Origin of the sequence: Sulfitobacter sp. HI0129, assembly GCF_001635395.1 — a bacterium.
Classification (GTDB): Bacteria; Pseudomonadota; Alphaproteobacteria; order Rhodobacterales; family Rhodobacteraceae; genus Sulfitobacter.
Window position 1 is genome coordinate 1 of record NZ_LWGH01000210.1, and the last position, 18504, is coordinate 18504.

The 18504-nt window shown below is 63.2% G+C and carries 14 protein-coding genes and 1 pseudogene; 7 read left to right on the plus strand and 8 right to left on the minus strand.

Annotated elements, in window-relative coordinates:
- From A3764_RS25865 to A3764_RS02380, 3 genes and pseudogenes are all read right to left on the minus strand, one after another.
- A pseudogene (locus A3764_RS25865) lies at positions 1–92 on the minus strand (carbohydrate kinase); the annotation flags it as partial.
- Positions 93–95: 3 nt separating this feature from the next.
- Positions 96–1328, minus strand: a complete 1233-nt coding sequence (locus A3764_RS02375) for an ROK family transcriptional regulator (RefSeq protein WP_236627996.1) — start codon at positions 1326–1328, stop codon at positions 96–98.
- Between the two features lie 162 nt (positions 1329–1490).
- Complete coding sequence (locus A3764_RS02380) at positions 1491–3080, minus strand: gamma-glutamyltransferase family protein (RefSeq protein ID WP_067951120.1); 1590 nt, start codon at positions 3078–3080, stop codon at positions 1491–1493.
- Between the two features lie 287 nt (positions 3081–3367).
- Between A3764_RS02380 and A3764_RS02385 the strand changes: the two genes are divergently transcribed.
- On the plus strand, positions 3368–4225 hold the full coding sequence (locus tag A3764_RS02385) for an MBL fold metallo-hydrolase (protein ID WP_067925325.1): 858 nt from the start codon (positions 3368–3370) through the stop codon (positions 4223–4225).
- An 8-nt stretch (positions 4226–4233) separates the two neighbouring features.
- On the opposite strand, the gene A3764_RS02390 is transcribed toward A3764_RS02385, so the two are convergent.
- Positions 4234–6702, minus strand: a complete 2469-nt coding sequence (locus A3764_RS02390) for an NAD-dependent epimerase/dehydratase family protein (RefSeq protein WP_067925322.1) — start codon at positions 6700–6702, stop codon at positions 4234–4236.
- A gap of 133 nt (positions 6703–6835) precedes the next feature.
- Between A3764_RS02390 and A3764_RS02395 the strand changes: the two genes are divergently transcribed.
- The 6 genes from A3764_RS02395 (at position 6836) to pqqE (ending at position 12466) form a co-directional block, all read left to right on the plus strand.
- Positions 6836–9157 (plus strand): penicillin acylase family protein, encoded by a 2322-nt coding sequence (locus tag A3764_RS02395; RefSeq protein ID WP_067925319.1) that lies wholly within the window; start codon positions 6836–6838, stop codon positions 9155–9157.
- A gap of 124 nt (positions 9158–9281) precedes the next feature.
- A complete protein-coding gene (gene pqqA / locus A3764_RS02400) occupies positions 9282–9383 on the plus strand; it encodes a pyrroloquinoline quinone precursor peptide PqqA (RefSeq protein WP_067925316.1) in 102 nt (33 codons plus the stop codon).
- Between the two features lie 23 nt (positions 9384–9406).
- Positions 9407–10303 carry a pyrroloquinoline quinone biosynthesis protein PqqB gene (pqqB, locus tag A3764_RS02405; RefSeq protein WP_067925313.1) on the plus strand — a complete coding sequence of 299 codons (897 nt, stop codon included), beginning with the start codon at positions 9407–9409 and terminating at the stop codon, positions 10301–10303.
- Positions 10300–11055, plus strand: coding sequence for a pyrroloquinoline-quinone synthase PqqC (pqqC, locus tag A3764_RS02410; RefSeq protein ID WP_067925310.1), 756 nt, complete (start codon positions 10300–10302; stop codon positions 11053–11055). Before pqqB ends, pqqC begins: the two co-directional genes overlap by 4 nt.
- A complete protein-coding gene (gene pqqD / locus A3764_RS02415) occupies positions 11055–11345 on the plus strand; it encodes a pyrroloquinoline quinone biosynthesis peptide chaperone PqqD (RefSeq protein ID WP_067925307.1) in 291 nt (96 codons plus the stop codon). Before pqqC ends, pqqD begins: the two co-directional genes overlap by 1 nt.
- 62 nt (positions 11346–11407) lie before the next feature.
- Positions 11408–12466 (plus strand): pyrroloquinoline quinone biosynthesis protein PqqE, encoded by a 1059-nt coding sequence (pqqE, locus tag A3764_RS02420; protein WP_067925334.1) that lies wholly within the window; start codon positions 11408–11410, stop codon positions 12464–12466.
- Here the strand turns inward: pqqE and A3764_RS02425 are convergent.
- The 4 genes from A3764_RS02425 to A3764_RS02440 form a co-directional block, all read right to left on the minus strand.
- On the minus strand, positions 12448–14646 hold the full coding sequence (locus A3764_RS02425) for a hybrid sensor histidine kinase/response regulator (RefSeq protein ID WP_067925304.1): 2199 nt from the start codon (positions 14644–14646) through the stop codon (positions 12448–12450). The genes pqqE and A3764_RS02425 overlap by 19 nt on opposite strands.
- A gap of 2 nt (positions 14647–14648) precedes the next feature.
- Positions 14649–15818 (minus strand): FIST N-terminal domain-containing protein, encoded by a 1170-nt coding sequence (locus A3764_RS02430; protein WP_236627997.1) that lies wholly within the window; start codon positions 15816–15818, stop codon positions 14649–14651.
- 25 nt (positions 15819–15843) lie between these two features.
- Positions 15844–16554 carry a response regulator gene (locus A3764_RS02435; RefSeq protein ID WP_067925301.1) on the minus strand — a complete coding sequence of 237 codons (711 nt, stop codon included), beginning with the start codon at positions 16552–16554 and terminating at the stop codon, positions 15844–15846.
- A gap of 113 nt (positions 16555–16667) precedes the next feature.
- On the minus strand, positions 16668–18431 hold the full coding sequence (locus tag A3764_RS02440) for a PQQ-dependent methanol/ethanol family dehydrogenase (protein WP_067925298.1): 1764 nt from the start codon (positions 18429–18431) through the stop codon (positions 16668–16670).
- Positions 18432–18504 lie beyond the last annotated feature (73 nt).

The window sequence follows — 18504 nt, forward strand, 5'->3', positions numbered from 1 at the left end:
GCGCCGCCGCAATGGGGTACGAAGCCGACCGCTCCGGCTTCGGTAGGTGCGGGGATCATATCGATCAGGGCTTCGCCGCAGCAAAGGATCATGGCTCACTCTCCCAATATGGTGGCGCGATCAACGAGGTATCGGTTCGAAAGCGGCAGGCTCGCGGCGCCGCGGACCTTGGCATCATACCCGATCGTGCCTTCGCGGATCGTGGGGAGTACGATACCGGGTATTTTTATCGCCTGCAGTTCCGTCTGAGTACGCGCGATCAGTACGTTGCGCAGTCTCCGGGGTATGGCACCATCGATCACCATGGTTTCAAAGTCGAAGACGCAGCTGGACGCGACCACGGCCTGCGCCAACCCATGCGCTGCCTGATCCACCCAGGCGTCCACCACCGGGGCTGCTACATCCCAGTCGTCCGCGCCGGGTCTGATCCCCCCGCTGTCCTCCCCCGCCGCATCCAACATGCGCTCAAGCGTCGCGAGAGAGGCCAGATCCACGAGCTGGCACCTCTGCCCCGCCCGCGTGGAAACCGGCAGGGAGGCTATGGCGGCGGCGTTTCCGCTGCGCCCCGTATGCAGTGCGTGGTCGAGGACGAGGCCCCCGCCGACGAAATGGTCGATATAGGCATAGAGGTAATCGCTAGGCATCGCCTGATCGCCAAAGACAAGCTCCGCCCCACAGGCTGCCGATGCGTCGTTGCAAAGGTAGGCGGGCATATCCAGCTTCTGCCGAAGTTCGGCGGCGATATCCCGGATGCGCCAGTGCGCCAGTCCCTTCGCGGTTTCTGCGCTTTTATCGGCTTCCCAGTCCCACAGCCGGAACGGCAATGCGATGCCCAACCCTGCCACCCGGGGGCGTAGCGCGTCGGGCAATTCGGTCATGAGTTCCTCCACGTTTTTCGTGGTAAAGGCGATGATCCCTTCCGGTGTCGGATAGCCATAAGTCACGCGGCGGTGGTGCCTTATTTTTCCGAAAAAATCGCACAGGGCCAATTCCGCGCCGTTGCGCCCGACCTTGAGACCTAGAAAGAGCGCCCCGTCCTGCGCCAGTCCCATGGGAACGGCAGGCTGACCCACCTTGCCGCGCAGCGGTTCACGCCTCGTCAGAAGCCCCTCTTTTTCAAGCGCGCGCATGATCACCGAAACCGTCTGCGCGGAAAGCCCGGTCGCACGTGCAATCTCTGCCTTCGGCATCGGGCCGCTTTGTCGAATAAGCGAGAGAACGAGGCGCTCGTTATAGTCCCTCATCGCGCTCTGGTTGGAGCCCCGCCCCGCCTCCATTTGGATCGAATGGCCGAGGCCGGGCTGCGTATTGATCGGGTCGCTCTGCAACAACTGCGCCTCACGAGGTTGGTGGTGAGTACCGCTTAATTGAAGGAGAGGCGCCAACCTGTCAATTAATAAATAAGTCGGATTTATTTATTAGGAGGCAAAAGGAATGTTCGGAGCGGGTCCCGTCGACAAGCACGCCTCCGGAACCCCTCTATTCACGGTTCAGAACCCCCCAGCCTGCCCGTCCTTGCGGGGGTCGGAGCCTGCCATATAGCCCCCGTCAGGCAGCCGCGCGATAAGTTGGGCGCCGCCGAAACCGAAGGCGTTGTCGGGGGCTTCGACCTCGACCCGGTGGCCGAGGGTGCGCAGCGCGGAAAGCGTACTCTCCCCCATGGTAGGCTCGCACGCCACGTCCAGGCCCGAGATCATTCGCCAGCGCGGGGCATCGGCAGCCACCTGAACGTCCTGATCCCACAGCTGGGTCCGCAGCAGCAGCTGCAGATGCCCCTGTGCCTGAATGGGGCCGCCCATCATGCCGTAGGCCATCAGCGGGGCCCCGCCCTTCATCACGAAACCCGGAATGATCGTATGGAACGGGCGCTTGCCGCCCGCGACGCGGTTCGGGTGCCGCGCCTCGGTGGTGAAACCGGCGCCCCGGTTCTGCAGGGAAATCCCCGTGCCCGGCACCACCACGCCGGAGCCGAAGCCTGCGTAGTTGGACTGGATAAAGCTGACCATCATGCCTGACGCGTCCGCCGTGCTGAGCAACACGGTGCCGCCCTGCTTCGGCGCGCCCGGGCCGAAATCCTGCGCCCGGTCGGGTGAGATGAGCGCCGCGCGGTCGCGCAGGTATCCGGCGTCCAGCAGCGCGTTCTCGTCGACATCCGTCATATGTTCGCGGTCACCGACATAGGCGTGCAAATCGGCATAGGCGAGCTTGATCGCCTCCATCTGGAGGTGAATGGCCGCCACATCGTCCGGGCCGTGGTCGCGGATGGCGGTATGCTGCAACATCCCCAATGCCATGAGCGCGGCGATCCCCTGCCCGTTCGGTGGTATCTCGTGCAGTTCCACCTCATCGAAGCGCTGGCTGATCGTGCCGCACCAATCCGCTTCGTGCCGGGCAAGGTCATCGACTGTCATTGCACCGCCGTTGGCCTTGGCAAAGGCCGCTATTTCCTCTGCCAGAATACCTTCGTAGAAGGCCTTGCCTTTCGTCTCCGCGATCATCCGCAGGCTGCGCGCGGCACCCGGATTGCGGAACCTTTCACCTGCGCGGGGGGCACGGCCACCCGGCATGAAAGTCTCGGCGAACCCCGGCTGATGCCCGAGTATGTCTGCCGCCCGCGCCCAGAGCGCGCCGATAATGGGCGAGACGATGAAGCCGTCCTCCGCCGTCCGGATCGCCGGGGCGAGAACAGTTTTAAGGTCGAGCTTGCCGAAGCGTTCCGAAAGCGCGATCCAGCCGCTTATCGCGCCGGGAACCGTCACGCTGTCCCAGCCGTGCTGGGGCATTCCGTCCGGGAAACGTTCCGGGGACCATGCGGCCGGGGCCCGGCCCGATGCGTTGAGGCCGTGCAACTCCTTGCCGTCCCACAGGATGCAAAAGGCGTCGGAGCCCAGACCGTTGCCCGAAGGCTCCACGATGGTGAGTACCGCCGCCGTCGCGATGGCCGCATCCACCGCGTTGCCACCCTGTTGCAGGATCGACAGCCCCGCCTGCGTGGCCAGCGGTTGCGATGTGGCAACGACATTGTCGGCCAACACTGGGGACCGGCGTGAGGGATAGATCGGTTCATGACGCAGGCGCATCATCGCCTCCTGTTTTTCAAGTTATCGGGGCCGAATCCCGCTCGTCAGAAGCTTTCGGCGATCCCGCTGAAGGGCGCATTGCCGAAACGTCAGTGCAAGGTGACGGGGGGCTCATGGATTGCCTCCTTTATTCGCACCCGAAGCAGTCTTCTTCAATGCCATAGTCGATTTTGGCAGGGGTGATTGAAGGTCGATCCCCGATCTCTTAACCAGATAACCAGATCAATCGCGGCGCCGATGGGCATAAGCCGCGCCAAGGTCGCACATCGGCAAGAGGAGAACGGGATATGTCGGATGATTTCGTCACACTGTTGGGCACCAAGGGCGGCCCTGCGATCCGGCCCGGTTCTTCCATGCCCACCTCCAATCTGCTGCACCTCGGGGGGGAAACCATCGTGGTGGACTGCGGGCTGGGGGTGACGAAAGCGCTGGTCGACCAGGGGATGGAGCTGAAGAACCTGTCGCTTATATTTATCAGCCATCTGCACTCCGACCATTACCTCGAACTCGGACCCTTGATGCACACTGCATGGACGGCGGGCTTGAAAACCCCGGTCGCGATCTGGGGTCCGGCAGGTCTGGATCTTTACTGGGAAGGGTTCCTTGCGTCGATGAAGGCCGACATCAATCTGCGGATCGAGGATGAAGGGCGGCCCGACCTGCGGCAGCTGGTTACGCTGCATGTGATCGACGAGGGCGAGGTGATGCGGAAGGGAAAGGTCAGCGTCTCTGCGTTGCGGGTGGAACACCCCCCGCTCATCGATTGCTTTGCCCTTTCCTTTCGAACAGCGGAACGTCACGTGGTCTTTTCCGGGGACACAGCGCCGCTGGACAGCATGGCGCAATTCGCCCGGGGCGTGGACCTGCTCATCCACGAAGCGATGCTGGAAGCCGCGCTGCCTGCCCTGATGGCGCGGGTCGGGAACGGATCCGAGAAGCTGATGGAACATTTCCTGCGCTCCCACAGCTTCGCCCACGACGTGGGCCGCATTGCAAGCGACGCGAACGTCGGACGGCTGGCGTTATCGCACCTCATACCCTCCGACGATCCCGACTACACCGAAGACGACTGGCACCGCGCAATGGCGGACCATTGGGATGGTCCGCTCATCATCGGGCGGGACGGGCTGCGGATCGACCTCTGAGCCGCGCCCTACCGGATGAACCTGTCCCAGGTGTCAAAGCTGGTATGAACCGGGCCGCGCGGAATGCTCAGCCCCATCAGCAGCGCGCCTGAGACGATGGCGAATACAAGCTGCCAGATGCCGGCCTCCGTCATGAAAGGCGCAAAGATCATCACAAGCCCCAGAAGGACATTCAGGAACCGGCCCAAACGTGCCACCGGCGCCAGTGCCGCGACCGTCACGGTAATCGCCAGTGCGCCCACGATGTGGCTTGTGGCCGACATGCCCCCCGCCTGCCAGCCAAAAAGCAGCGGCGACAGCATCAAGGCAACACCCAGCGCCATGAGCGCCCAGAAGTTCCACGGGAAGGTCATTCCCCCATATATCATCTCCTTGACGATGACCGGCGGGCTCCGCTCGAAATCGTCTACGATGTCGTTGTCGGGTCCTTCATCCGTATCCCCGAAGAAAAAGACGCGTATCCACGGATGCCCCGCCGCGTGCCGGCGTCTCAGGAACTGGTAGGTCGCCACCAGTTCATCCAGCGAATAGGGGATTTGCCAGACCATCGCCGCGGCGGCGATCAGCGCCAGCGTCGAATAGGTTCCGATGACGATGGGCTGGATCACGATGAAGAAGATCGACACCGCGCCAAGCGGCACGATCATGATCCCGAAAAGCACCACCAGCCAAGGCATGGTGCGCCAGCGGCGGGAAGATCCGATGATGCCCACGAGGATCTCAAGCGCATAGGTCAGCGCGCCGATCCCGGCGTCGGGCACCGGCCAGGCCTCGGATACCTCCGAGGTGATGATCTGTTCTGTGCCGTTCTTGCCGGGAACGGTGCCTGCAAAGAAGGGCTCCCACACGCTGTCCACGGTGCCCAGTTGATAGGCGGTGAGGTAGCGCGAAATCAAAAGGCCAACGACAGCCAGCATGATCACGGGAAGCCGCTGGAACCAGTCCGACGGGGAATAATCCCACCCCTTGGGGATGGTCGGCCCTGTCCGCGCGGCGACGGGCGAGACGCCGGGAGTGGGCCGCAGGCAAAGCGCGAAACCCACCGCGAGCATCCCGACCAGCGTCGCGTTGAGATAGGCGGCGCCGTTCTCGGTCCACAAGACGAGGGGGGAGAACATGACCCAACACCCCGTGGCTGCCGCCGCAAATCGCGCCCATGTCATGCGCCACGAGAGCGACAGCAATCCGAAGACCAGCAGGGCAAATCCCGCACCGAGATCGCTGAGGATCATGCCCGCGCTGTCATATCCAAGCAGCGGCGGAGAGGTCATTAGCCAGATGCCCAGACCGGCGTTGGCCCATGCCCCCCAGATGTTCTGCCGATGCTCCTGCCGGTAAATACGTTCATGTTCGCTGCGCAGTTTTTCCGGATCGTCGACCCGTTCATCCGCCGCTTCGAGCCAGTTCGGCGGCGTGATCCCGTTGGCGCGGTACCATTCCAGCGGATCGTCCTTGAGCGCCTCGATCAGAACCGGCAGATCCTTTGCGATACGATGCTGTGGCTCCCAGTCCAGCAGGTGCCGCGCCTTGGAGATGTCGAGCGCATAATGATCGCTGGCCATATCGATCATGAAGGCGCGGATGAAAGGTTTCTCCCCCTGATCGAAGGCGTCGGGCACCACGGGTTCCGCACTGGTTTCAAGGGCCGCGCCCGCCTTGGCCACGGGGGCAGGCAGGTTCAGGGTGCGCCAGTGATCCTCTCCGTGGATCAACTGCCCGATCCGGTCCTGCAAAGCGCCATAGCCCATGGCGTCAGGTTCACCCGCCAGCAGCACCGTGCCCGGCTCCAGCGCGTCGCGCCGTTCGATGACGCGTTCGAAAAGGTCGAGCATGTCGTCGATATGAATAAAGGATTGGCCCGCCTTCATGTCGCCGGAAAAAGTATGGCTCTTGAAATCTCGTTCGTAGATGCGCGCGATCTGGTGGGACAGCGTAGGCACTGCGGTCTGGTCAGAGTAAAGCCCGGCGAGGTGTAGGAACACGGTGGAAATATCCCCCGCTTCTTCGCGGATGACCTCTTCTGTCCGCGCTTTCGACTTCGGGTAGGCCCAGCCGGGGGCGAACGGGGTCTCTTCGTCGATGCGTTCGCCGGGAACGCCGGGTTCATGCACCAGCATCGTGCCGGAATAGACAAGCTGCTCCACCGGGATATCCTGCAGGGCGCGAAGCAGGTTGCGGCTGCCTTCCTCATTGATCCTTTCGTATTGCGGCCGCTCTTCGCCCGAAAAGTCGAAATATGCCGCAAGATGCACCACCGAAGCAAAGCGCCCCCCTGCCCGTTTCGCCGCCCGTTGGACCGCGTCCTCGACTGAGGCACGATCGGTAATGTCGCAGCCGAACATGTCGGGACCATCGGTGTTGTCGGGCAGATCGATGCCAAGCACATGGTAGCGGTCAGCGAGCCGTTCGGTCAGCTTTCTGCCGATATTGCCTGCAGCACCCGTGATCAATATCGCCGGTTTTTCGTTGGACTTCATGCTTTCTCCAGTGGGCCAGTCTGTGGCCCAACGCGAAGCGGCGCGATATGTTTCTGAGCATAGGCCAGGGGGCTATCTGACCCCCGGGGCTGGTTGAGCAAATACTGAAGCCCGAACCGAAGGGAGATAGAAGTTGGACGATACCATTACCCTGCCCGGCCTGCGTGCGCCTGCCAGCATTTCCATCGACACATGGGGCATGGCACATATCCGCGCTGAAAATACCCGCGATGCCTTCTTTCTGCAGGGCCTCAACGCTGCGCGCGATCGGCTGTGGCAGATCGACCTTTGGCGCAAACGCGGGCTGGGGCTGCTGGCCGCCGATTTCGGCCCCGGCTACCTGATGCAGGACCGGGCCGCGCGGCTTTTTCTTTATCGGGGGGACATGGCCGCCGAATGGGCCGCCTATGGATCCGATGCAGAAGAGATCTGCACCGCCTTCGCCGAAGGCATCAATGCCGCGATCGCCTTGGTCGAAGCGGGCGATTGGCCGCTGCCGCCGGAATTTGCAGAAATGGGCACACGCCCTGCCCGTTGGCAGGCGGAGGATGTCGTGCGCATCCGCACGCATTGCCTTGCGCGGAACGCTACGTCTGAACTGGCGCGTCTGCAGGTGCAGGCGCTGGCGGATCCCGAAACGGACCTGCTTCGTGTGCCGCTGTCGCCGCCCGTGCCGGATAGCGAGTGGGCGACGATGACGGATAAATCCCTGCCCCCCGATGTGCTCGCGGTCTACGAACTGGCGACCGCCCCCGTGACATTCCAGCGAGAACGATTGGAAGCGTCGCTGGAGGATGCCCCGCTCTGGTCATCGGTGGACGTCCGCAAGACCGTGCAGCGCGGCGTGCCTTCAATGGAAGGGTCCAACAATTGGGCCATTTCAGGCGAGTTGACCGACACGGGCCGCCCTGTCATGGCGAGCGACCCGCACCGGCTCCATGCCGCGCCTTCGCTGCGCTACATGGTTCATCTGAGCGCCCCGGGCATGGACCTCATCGGTGCGGGGGAACCCTCTTCCCCCGGCATCATGGCCGGGCATAACGGAACGGCGGCCTTCAGCCTGACGATCTTCTGCGCGGATCAGGAGGACGTGATGGTCTATGACGTGACGGACGATGGCCGCGCCTATCGCTATGGCGAGGGCACGGAAGCTTTCACCCGGGTGGAGGAGACTTTTGCCGTGAAGGGCGCCGCGGCGCAGACCCTTACGCTCGAATTCAGCCGTCATGGGCCTGTGGTTTATAAAGAGGGTGATACGGCGGTCGCGGTCCGCACGGTCTTCGCCGATCCGGGCAGCGCGCCGTATATGGCCAGCCTCAAATCCATGCGCGCAACGACGATGCAAGGGTTTCGCAGCGCGCTGACCACATGGGGTGCCCCCTCGGTAAACATGGTCTATGCCGATACGGCAGGCGATATTTGCTGGCAGGCTGCGGCCTATGTGCCGCGTCGCACCGGCTGGCGGGGCCTGGCACCCGTCCCCGGCGATGGAACTCGCGAATGGACAGGTTATATGACGGCGGCGGATCTGCCGGCGATCGAAAACCCCGGGCGGGGCTTTGTGCATTCGGCCAACGAAATGAACCTGCCCCCCGCGTGGGACCACGACAGCAATCCCGTCGGGTACGAGTGGTTCGAAGACGGCCGCGCCGACCGAATCGCCGAGGTTATCGCGCAGGGCGGCGCATCCGATGTCGCGAGCAACTGCGCGCTGCAATGCGATACCTTCTCTGCCCTTGCGGTTGAGTTGTGTGCCTTGCTGCCCCCCGATGCCCCGGCGCAGGCACGGGAATTGTTACAGGGTTGGAACGGTCACGCAGCCCCCGATTCCGCCGGGGCGCTGCTGTACGAGATCTGGCTTTCGGAGCATTTGCGCCCCGCACTTCTGACGTCAGTCGCGGGGGATACTGCCCTGCGCGGATTGCTGGGGCCCGGCAACATTCCCGAAGTCGTCCGGCTGCTGCGCGGCGACCGCCCTGGCCTCGCGCATCGGTGCGGGCTGGATCGTGACACGCTGCTGCGCGACACGCTGGAACATGCGTGGGAGGATACCACTGACCGCTTTGGCGAAGACCCGGCGCGCTGGCGGTGGGGAGACCTGCATAAAGGCTATTTCGATCATGCCTTTACCCCGCTCGGTGGGGCGCATGACGTAGGGCCGATTGCCACCGGCGGGTCCAGCGCGACGGTGATGATGGGGCATTACGAAGCCGCCGACTACCGCGTGCGCAACGGCGCTTCGGTTCGCATGGTGATCGACGTGGGCGCATGGGACGAAAGCCGCTGGATCAATGCACCCGGTCAGTCGGGCCTGCCCGGAGACGCACATTACGATGATCTGGCCCCCCTCTGGGCCAAGGGTGACTACGTGCCCATGTGTTATTCCACCGCAGCGGTTGACGCGGCGACAGAGCGGCGGATAGACCTGCGCCCTGAAAGGCATTCGAAGAGTTAGGCGGAAAAGCGCCTATGCGAACCACCGCAAAACCTCATGCGTGCTTTATGCGACCTTGGTCTCATATATTTAGTTTGTCCCATACGGGATAAATGTGGCGTAACCAACACAAGGGAGACTTCCAATGGCATGGTCCAAGCCCATCATCCGCGAAATCGAGTGCGGAATGGAAATCAACATGTACGGTCCTGACAGCGAAGAAGACGCTGGCGGCGTACTGTTCTGAACATTTCGGGCGCGGAGGTTTGAGTGAGCTTCCGCGCGCGGATTCTGGGGGCAGCGGCCGGTGGCGGTTTACCCCAATGGAACTGCGGGTGCAGAAATTGCAACCTCGCACGCGCGGGTGAAATTCCGGCGCAGAGCCAATCTTCCATCGCCGTAAGCGCCGATGGGGCAGGTTGGTGCATTCTCAATGCTTCCCCCGACATTCGCCAGCAAATGGCCGATACGCCGCCCCTGCACCCCACGGGCCTGCGTGAACTGCCATTGCGCTCCGTCCTCGTGACCAATGGTGATATCGACCATGTCGCGGGGCTTTTGACCCTGCGCGAACAGCAGCCCTTTACCCTCTTTGCTACGCGCGAAATTCACCGTGTTCTCGACGAAAATCCGATGTTTTCCGCCCTGCGCCCGGACATCGTTACCCGGCGCAGTGTCGAGCTGAACGTCGGGCAGGAGATCGCCCCCGGCCTGACCGCCACGCTTTTCGCGGTACCCGGCAAAGTCCCGCTTTATCTGGAGGGGGAGACGGTCGAGACCGAGTTGGAGGGTGAGCAGACAGTCGGTGTGCATCTGCAGACAGAGAGCGAAAATATCTTCTACATCCCCGGCTGCGCCGCGATGCGCCCGGACCTCGCCCAACGGCTTGAGGGGGCGGACCTCGTTTTCTTTGACGGCACGCTCTGGCAGGATGACGAGATGGTACGCGAAGGGCTGAGCCAGAAGACCGGCAAGCGGATGGGGCATATGTCCATGTCCGGCAGCGATGGCTCCATGGCCGCGTTCAAAGGGATCGACGTGGGGCGGAAGGTCTTTGTCCATATGAACAACACCAACCCCGTGCTGCGCCCCGGTTCGGACGAACGCAGCACTGCCGAAGACGCTGGCTGGGACATCGCCCGGGACGGAATGGAGATCACGCTATGACAGCATCCCGACAGGCGTTCGAGGACCGGCTGCGCCAGATCGGCGTGGAGCGGTACCATGACAAGCACCCCTTCCACGACCTGCTGCATTCCGGCGGCTGCACACCCGATCAAGTCCGGGCATGGGTGATCAACCGCTTCTATTATCAGGCCAGCATCCCGATGAAGGATGCCGCCTTCATGAGCCGCGTGACCGACCCCGCCCTGCGCCGCGCCTGGCGATCCCGGATCGAGGATCACGACGGAACGCGGGAGAACGAGGGCGGTATCGCCCGCTGGTTGCGGCTCGCGGATGCGGTCGGGCTTGACCGGGATTACGTGGCGAGCGCCGAAGGTGTGCTGCCCGCCACCCGCTTTGCCGTCGATGCCTATGTGCGCTTCGTGCGCGACAAGACCCTGCTGGAGGCGGTCGCCGCCTCGCTCACCGAACTTTTCGCACCGAAAATACACGCCGCCCGCATCGAAGGCCTGCTTGCGAACTATGATTTCGCCGATGACAGCAGCCTGTCCTATTTCCGCAATCGCCTGAACGAAGCCCCCAAGGATGTGGCCTTTGGCCTCGCCTGGGTGCTGGACCATGCCGATACGCAGGAAAAGCAGGACATGGCCGCCGCCGCCCTGACCTTCAAGACAGATGTGCTCTGGGCCCAGCTTGACGCGTTGCACGCGGCCTACGTCACCCCTGCCCGCCGCCCGCCGGGCGCTTGGGAACCGGGCACGCATATGGCCGAAGTCCGCGCCGCGGCGTCGTAATGCCGGATAGCGCGCTGCCTGCCGAAGCGGTTCCGGTAATCCCGCGCGGGGTGCGGCTGCATCACGATCATGTGCGGGACGGATGGGTTTTGCTGGCCCCCGAACGCACGATACGACTGGATCCGATCGGACTGGCGATTCTGCGCCAGATCGACGGAACCGCCAGCCTCGGCCAGATCGTGGCCACGCTGGCAGAGGCCTACGATGCCGCCCCGGAACAGATCACCGGAGACGTGGACGCATTTCTGCAGGGCCTGATGGAACGCCGAATTCTGGAGGTACGACCGTGACAGAGACACTGACCGCCCCCGAACCCACCAAGAGCCGCCGGGGCATTCCCGCACCTATCGCCATGCTGGCGGAACTGACGCACCGCTGCCCGCTGTCCTGCCCCTATTGTTCCAACCCGCTGGAAATGGTCCGCCGCGACAGTGAGTTGTCGACCGAGACTTGGGCAGACGTCTTCCGGCAGGCCGCCGATCTCGGCGTGCTCCAACTGCACCTGTCGGGGGGCGAACCCGCAGCGCGCCGCGATCTGGTCGATCTGGTCCGCGCCGCAAGGGACGCAGGGCTATATACGAACCTCATCACCTCGGCCATCGGGTTGACGCAGAAGCGGCTCGCCGAACTGGACGAGGCGGGCCTCGATCATGTGCAACTGTCCCTGCAGGGCACCGATGCGGAAATGGCGGACCGAATCGGCGGCTATCAGGGTGGCTTCAAGCGCAAGATGCAGGCCGCCCAGTGGATCGTCGAAGCAGGCTTTCCGCTTACCCTCAACGCCGTTGTGCACCGGCAGAACCTGCACCAGTTACCCGAAGCGATCGAGATGGCCGTACAGATGAAGGCGCGCCGCATGGAAGTGGCGATCGTCCAGTTCCACGGTTGGGCCATGCTGAACCGGGGCGCGATGATGCCCACGCGCGAACAGGCGCAAGAGGCCGGGCGCATCGTGGCCGAAGCACGCGAACGGCTGAAGGGCACCATGGTCATCGACTATGTGCCGGCGGATTATCACGACGATTATCCCAAACGCTGCATGGGCGGCTGGGGGACGACGGGCCTCAACATCACGCCGGACGGGCTGGTGCTGCCCTGCCATGCCGCGCAGACGATCCCGAGCCTCACATTCGACAATGTCGCCGACAGGCCGCTTGCCGAGATCTGGTACGAAGGCGCCGCCTTTCAGGCCTATCGCGGTACGGACTGGATGCAGGAACCCTGCCGCTCCTGCGAACGGCGCACTGTCGATTTCGGCGGCTGCCGCTGTCAGGCCATGGCGCTTGCAGGCGATCCGGCGGCCACCGATCCGGTCTGCATCAAATCCCCGCTGCACCATAAGGTCGTTGAGATGGCCGAGGCATTCTCGGAGGACGAGGAAACCCCGCTGACCTACCGCGTCAACGCCTGAACGTTGCCTTCCCCGGCACGGGACAGGAAGGTGAGCAACCGGGCCTGATCGATGGGTTTCGACATCAGCTCAATGCCGCGCCTTTCGCAGCTGAGGCGCAGATCGGTCCCGCGATCGGCGGAGATCAGGCGCGCGGGCACATCGCCGTAGCGCGCACAGATCGCGCTGTGAAGCTCCAGCCCCGACATCCCCTCCCCCAGTTGATAGTCCAGCAACAGCGCATCGGGTGTCAGTTCGATCTCCGCCAGAAGGGCGAGCGCGTCCTCGCCCGTCTCCGCGTGGATGACATGCGCCCCCCAGCCTTCGATCAACAGGGTCATCGCATCGGCCAACTTGGGATCGTTTTCCACCAGAAAGACAACCAGACCATCCGGGATCACGGCGCGGAAACCGCTTGCGGGCTGCGCGAGCGGTACGGTGACCGTGCCGCCCCTGTGCATCGGAACCTCGAAAGCGAAACAGCTGCCCCGCCCCGGTTCCGACATCAGCGTAAGCGGATGGTTCAGGCTTTTGCAGGCACGCTCCACTATCGCGAGGCCAAGGCCGAGGCCCGCGTTGGACTGGGAAACGTCGATGCGCTTGAACTCCTGGAAAATCGCCGCCTGATCATCGGGGGCGATGCCGCGCCCGGTGTCATGGACCTCCACCCGGGCGATGCCGTTCCTGCGCCGCACGCCCACCAGAACCTTGCCCCGGTCGGTATAGCGTATCGCGTTGGTCACAAGGTTCTGGACGATCCGGCGCAGGTACCCCGGGTCGCTGCGCAGGACCAATCCGCAGCCGACGATTCGCAGGTCGATGCCCTTGTCCTCCGCCACCGGGGTCAGTTCGTCCCGCAGGGAATCCAGTATCCCCGAGATGCGGACATTCTGCACATCGAAGACAGCGCTGCGCGAATCGAGCTTGGAAATGTCGAGCAACGCCTCGATGATCTGTTCCACCGACGCCAGTGCCGCCTCCGCCTTCCCGGCGACGCCGCGCAGTTCCGGTTCCACGATCCGGTCGGACATGGTGGAGATAAAGAGCTTCGCCGCCGACAGCGGCTGCAGCAGGTCATGGCTGGCAGCAGCGACGAAGCGTGACTTGGACGCATTGGCGCGCTCCGCCTCTGCCAAGGCGATGCCCAGTTCCTGTGTCCGGTCGGCGACCTTGCGTTCAAGCAGTTCGTTCATCTCGGCCAGGGCACGCACCGCGGCGCGTTCCGCCGTCACATCGGTAAAGCTGATCACGAAGCCCCGGTCGGGCATTTCCTGTCCGAAGATACTGAAGGTCTGCTCTCCGTTCCGGGTCACTTCGAAGGAAATCGCCGACCGCCCCGCCGATTGGTTGGCCCACCGCTCCAGCATCGCCGCGTCGAAATCGCCGGTGAACTGAAGCTGGTCCTCCAACCGGCGCAGCAACGAAAGAAAGTGCTGGCCCATCGCCGCCTGCTGCGGCGGCAGTTCCAGCAGGTGATCCATCCGCTTGTTCCACCCGACGAGGTTCTGCTTGTCGTCGAAGATGCAGACCCCCTGATTGAGGTGATCGAGCGTCGCCTGAAGCGTCTGCGCCTGTTCGTCCCGCATCCGGTCCCGTTCGAGCCGTTCGAGGCGGATGATATCCGTCACATCGGTTTGCAGAATGACGGTGCCGCCCCGGGCGGTGCGATGTTCGCTGATCTGCAGCCAGCGGTCCCGGACAAGACTGACGTTGAAAACCACGTGATCGTCGTGGTGGCGGGCATAGCGCCCGGCGGCCCAGTTTTCCGGCGTCGAACCGGCAGGGAGGGACAGGTAGGCGCTGGCCGATACGAGCGTGACATATTCCTTGAAGGTCAGCCCCTCGTGCAGGGAGGCCTCGACATCCTGCAAATCCCGGCAGAAGCGGCTGTTGAACAGCACCAGCCTGTCGGATGTGTCGAAGAGCGCGAAGCCTTCGCTGATCGTCTCGATCGCTTCGCCAAGGTTGGCGCGCGCGGTTTCAAGCTGCGCGTTGGATTCCTGCAGAAGATCGAGCGTGCGTTCGAGGTCGGTCGTGCGCTCGCGCACCTGCACTTCGAGAAAGGCCGCCCGCTCGAACTGCGCATAGGCGATGCCGGATTGCTCGTTCTTCTGCTCCACCTTGCGCATCAGCGCCTGCGCGATGGTCAGGAGCTTTTCATTCTGGCGCTCCAGCGTGTCGGCCGGATTGATGAGGGACATCGCTAATTCCGCCCGGCTTCGGGGTTGGCGTATATCGCCACGCCGGTCATCGTGTGATTGACGTGCAGCGGCCCGATCTGTTCGCCGTAGGTGGAAAAACCGATCACCTTGTGCCGGGCGAGTATCTCGGACATCTGCCGGGTGACCTGCGTCTGCTCCGCTTCGATCCGGCGCAGAATACAGTCGCATCCGACAATATCGATGAGCTGTCCCGCCGCGTCGAGTTCCGAGAGCTTGCGCTGGAGATGGGCGGCCAGCGGTTCCGGATCGGCGAGCGTCAGCACCATGCCTTCATCGATGGCGGCAAAGAACACCAGTTCGCCCGCCTCGTTGACCTGCTGGATCGCACGGACGTGATGGCTGTTGCCGATCCGCACGACGACGGGATGAGAGGCGAAGGTGAACTGGTCGAGCTGGTCCGGGTCCTTGCCGACGATGCGGGCATATTCCCGTGCGGCAGGCTCCGCGTTGATCTCCTTGACGATGCGCCGGTCCGGGTCGGCGTCCGTCACGACCATCTGTTCTTCGCTGGGCACCAGATGATCGATGCTGAAGACATGGGTCAGGTGGTCGGTCTGGATCAGGCTGAGAACGGCGGCATTTTCGCGAATCTTGCCATTCAGCGCGACCCAGGCATGCTGAAAATCCAGCCCGTCCCCGGCCGAGCCGCCGAAGAGCGGCATATCGCGCAGGGCGGGCGCAATGGTGGCGGCAAGTGTATCCTCGCGCAGCGACATGCCGTCCACCATGAGAAAGGCAAATCCCTGACGCTTGTCCTCATGCCGTTCCTGCACGGCGACACGGTCCAGCGATACCCGGTCCAGCACGGCCTGCGTATGCTGGTCGTTCAAATCCTCGATCAGCAGGGTGCGGCTGGCGAAGTGATCCGCCGGCAGACCGATGGCGACGATCATTCCCTCTTCGTAGCCGTCCGCGCCGATCTCACCGGCAGTCGTGCAGGCCATGACATCGGTATCGGGAAAGGCGCCCTCCGCTTCGGCGATCACCTGTGGAAAATCGGCACCCGACGACACAAAGAGCGCCACGAGCGAAAGCGGACCAGGCCCCAGAGCAGCGCAAAGCTGCGCCACCGCCCCCGCATCCCGGTAGGATACCTGCGCCCGGCGCAACGCATGCGCGGTCCCCCCCTTTGATACGGAATCGTCTTTCACCGCGTCGTCTCTCCCCCCGGGCAGACTAGCGGGCTGGATCTTCTTTTGGCAATACGTGCGAGAACCGCGCGTCATGCGCGGCAAGCACCGCCTGCGTCCGGCTCTGGACACCGAGCTTGCGCATGATCGCCGTCACATGGGCCTTTACCGTGGTTTCCGCGATGGAAAGGTCATAGGCGATCTGCTTGTTCAGCTTGCCTTCGCAGATCAACTGAAGGATCCGCGACTGCTGATTGGTAAGCGAGGCAAGCCGCCCCAGCGTGCTGTCTTCTTCCTGTGCATTCGCGCTTTCAACATACCCGCAGGGTTTATAGACCTCGCCCCTGCCGATCTGTTCGATCGCATCCTTGAACACGTTGCGACGGCTGTGCTTGGGCACGAAGCCAGAGGCGCCCGCGGTGATCGCGCCGTTGATCACGGTATTGTCAGTCATCGAAGACACGATGATCACCGGTACGCCGGATACCGCGCGCTTGAGCCGGATCAATCCGTCCAACCCGTTCACGTCGGGCAGGTTCAGGTCCAGCAGGATCAATGCGGGGTGCCCTTTCTGCTCCAGCAGTGTCAGCGCGGCAGCAAGGCAATTCGCCGTTTCCACCTGCCGGTAGTCCGCCACGGAGCGCAACGTCATTTCCAGCGCGTCGCAGAACAACGGATGATCGTCGATGACCAGAGCCCACCCGGCCCCTTCGGGAGAGGTATCGCGGCTGGAGGATGAAAAGGGATGCGGCGTCATGACTCCAAGCCTAGGCGCTGGCGTTTGGGATGTCTCTTGCCAAAAGGTATTACCCCCCTTCGGAAATGAAAAAATGCGCCCCGGGGGGCGCATTTCCTGATCATGTATCGGCTTCAGCGGGAGGCGAGCTGTTCCGGCAGGCGGAACGTCCAGAGGGTGCCGCCCTGATTGAGGTAGTTGACCTTCTTGGCCACTTCACCGCCCCAGAGCGGAACGGCGCCGCCCCAGCCCGAAATTACCGTGACGAACTGTTCGCCGTCCTGCTCCCATGTGACGGGCTGTCCGACGATGCCGGAGCCGGTCTGGAAGGACCAGAGCTCTTCGCCTGTCTCATCGTCAAAGGCTATGAACTTGCCCTCTGGCGTTCCGGTAAAGACCAGCCCGCCCGCGGTAGTCATCACCCCGGCCCAGAGGGGCGCGTCGTTCTTGAATTCCCACTTCAGCTCGCCGGTGTCGGGGTCGATCGCCTTCAGGCTGCCAATGTGGTCTTCGTAGTTCGGCTTGATGGTAAAGCCGGACCCGAGGTAAGCCGCGCCCTTCTTGTAGGTGATCGGCTCGTTCCAGATATCCATGCCCCATTCGTTGGACGGGACGTAGAAGAGGCCCGTCTTGGGCGAATGCGCCATCGGCATCCAGTTCTTGCCCCCGAGGAAGGAGGGGGAGGCAAAGACGACCTCACCTTTCTTGCCGTCGGCTGCTTCGGTCGGGTCACCGGGGCGGTTTTCCTCGACGAAGATCGGGCGCCCGTTTTCGTCGATGCCGCTGGCCCAGCTGATGTCCTTCACGAAGGGCGTGGCACTGATGAAGTCGCCGGTTTCCCGGTCCAGCACGTAGAAATAGCCGTTCCGGTCCGCCGTAGCGTAGCGCTTATTCCCTTCGCGGTCGTTGTAGGCGACCACTTCGTTCACGCCATCATAGTCCCAGCCTTCGCGCGGGGTGGTCTGGAAGTGCCACTTGATCTCGCCGGTGGCGGGGTCAATCCCCAGACGCGAGGCGGCATAGAGGTTGTCGCCCTTGTTGCCTTCGGTCGGGGTGCCCGCGTCGCGCAGATGGCTGTTCCACGGTGCCGGGTTGCCGGTGCCGAAGACCAGCGTATCGGTTTCCGCGTCGTAGGAGCCGCCCAGCCATGTGGCGCCGCCGCCGGTCTTCCACATGTCACCCGGCCAGGTCGCGTTCAGCGTGCCGGTCATGGTGCTTTCTTCGCCGTTGAGCGTGCCCATGTGCCCCTCGATCACCGGGCGCGTCCAGACGAGCTCACCGGTTTCGGCGTCACGTGCCTGCACTTCGCCGACGATGCCGAACTCACCACCAGAGTTGCCGGTGATGATCAGGCCATCCACGATCAGCGGCGCGGCGGTATAGCTGTAACCGGCCTTGTAGTCCGCGATCTTCTTGTTCCAGACAACGTCGCCGGTATCCTTGTTCAGCGCCACGATCCGGGCATCCAGCGTCCCGAAGTAGACATTGTCGCCGAAGATGGCGGCACCGCGGTTCACCACGTCACAGCAGGGCAGGATCCCTTCGGGAAGCCGGGCATCATATTGCCACAGCTCTTCCCCTGTCTTGGCGTCGATCGCATAGAGCCGCGAATAGGAGCCGGTGATATACATGACGCCGTCGTGGATGATGGGCTGGGTTTCCTGCCCGCGCTGCTTCTCGCCACCAAGGCTGAAGGCCCATGCGGGAACGAGGTTGTCCACGTTTTCCTTGTTGAGCGTATCCAGCGGTGAATGGCGCTGCAGATGGCGGCCCATACCGTTTGTCAGTACATCGCCCGTCGATGCGGTGTCATTGGCAAGGTCCGCTTCGGTGACGGCGGTCAGCCCCGGCCCGGCGGCCAGCAGCGCAGCCGTGACCGCAATGATAAATCTGTTCATGTCGTTTCCTCCCGTTGTGTTCTTCCCGGTGCCACGCGGTATTCGACGTGTCCGATCCGACCCGCCCGCAGTA

Coding starts and splice junctions, on each gene's coding strand:
- A3764_RS02380 (WP_067951120.1), bottom strand. CDS start 3,080: ATGCGCCTGCGTCATGAACCGATCTATCCCTCACGCCGGTCCCCAGTG.
- A3764_RS02385 (WP_067925325.1), top strand. CDS start 3,368: ATGTCGGATGATTTCGTCACACTGTTGGGCACCAAGGGCGGCCCTGCG.
- A3764_RS02390 (WP_067925322.1), bottom strand. CDS start 6,702: ATGAAGTCCAACGAAAAACCGGCGATATTGATCACGGGTGCTGCAGGC.
- pqqA (WP_067925316.1), top strand. CDS start 9,282: ATGGCATGGTCCAAGCCCATCATCCGCGAAATCGAGTGCGGAATGGAA.
- pqqC (WP_067925310.1), top strand. CDS start 10,300: ATGACAGCATCCCGACAGGCGTTCGAGGACCGGCTGCGCCAGATCGGC.
- pqqD (WP_067925307.1), top strand. CDS start 11,055: ATGCCGGATAGCGCGCTGCCTGCCGAAGCGGTTCCGGTAATCCCGCGC.
- pqqE (WP_067925334.1), top strand. CDS start 11,408: ATGCTGGCGGAACTGACGCACCGCTGCCCGCTGTCCTGCCCCTATTGT.
- A3764_RS02425 (WP_067925304.1), bottom strand. CDS start 14,646: ATGTCCCTCATCAATCCGGCCGACACGCTGGAGCGCCAGAATGAAAAG.
- A3764_RS02435 (WP_067925301.1), bottom strand. CDS start 16,554: ATGACGCCGCATCCCTTTTCATCCTCCAGCCGCGATACCTCTCCCGAA.
- A3764_RS02440 (WP_067925298.1), bottom strand. CDS start 18,431: ATGAACAGATTTATCATTGCGGTCACGGCTGCGCTGCTGGCCGCCGGG.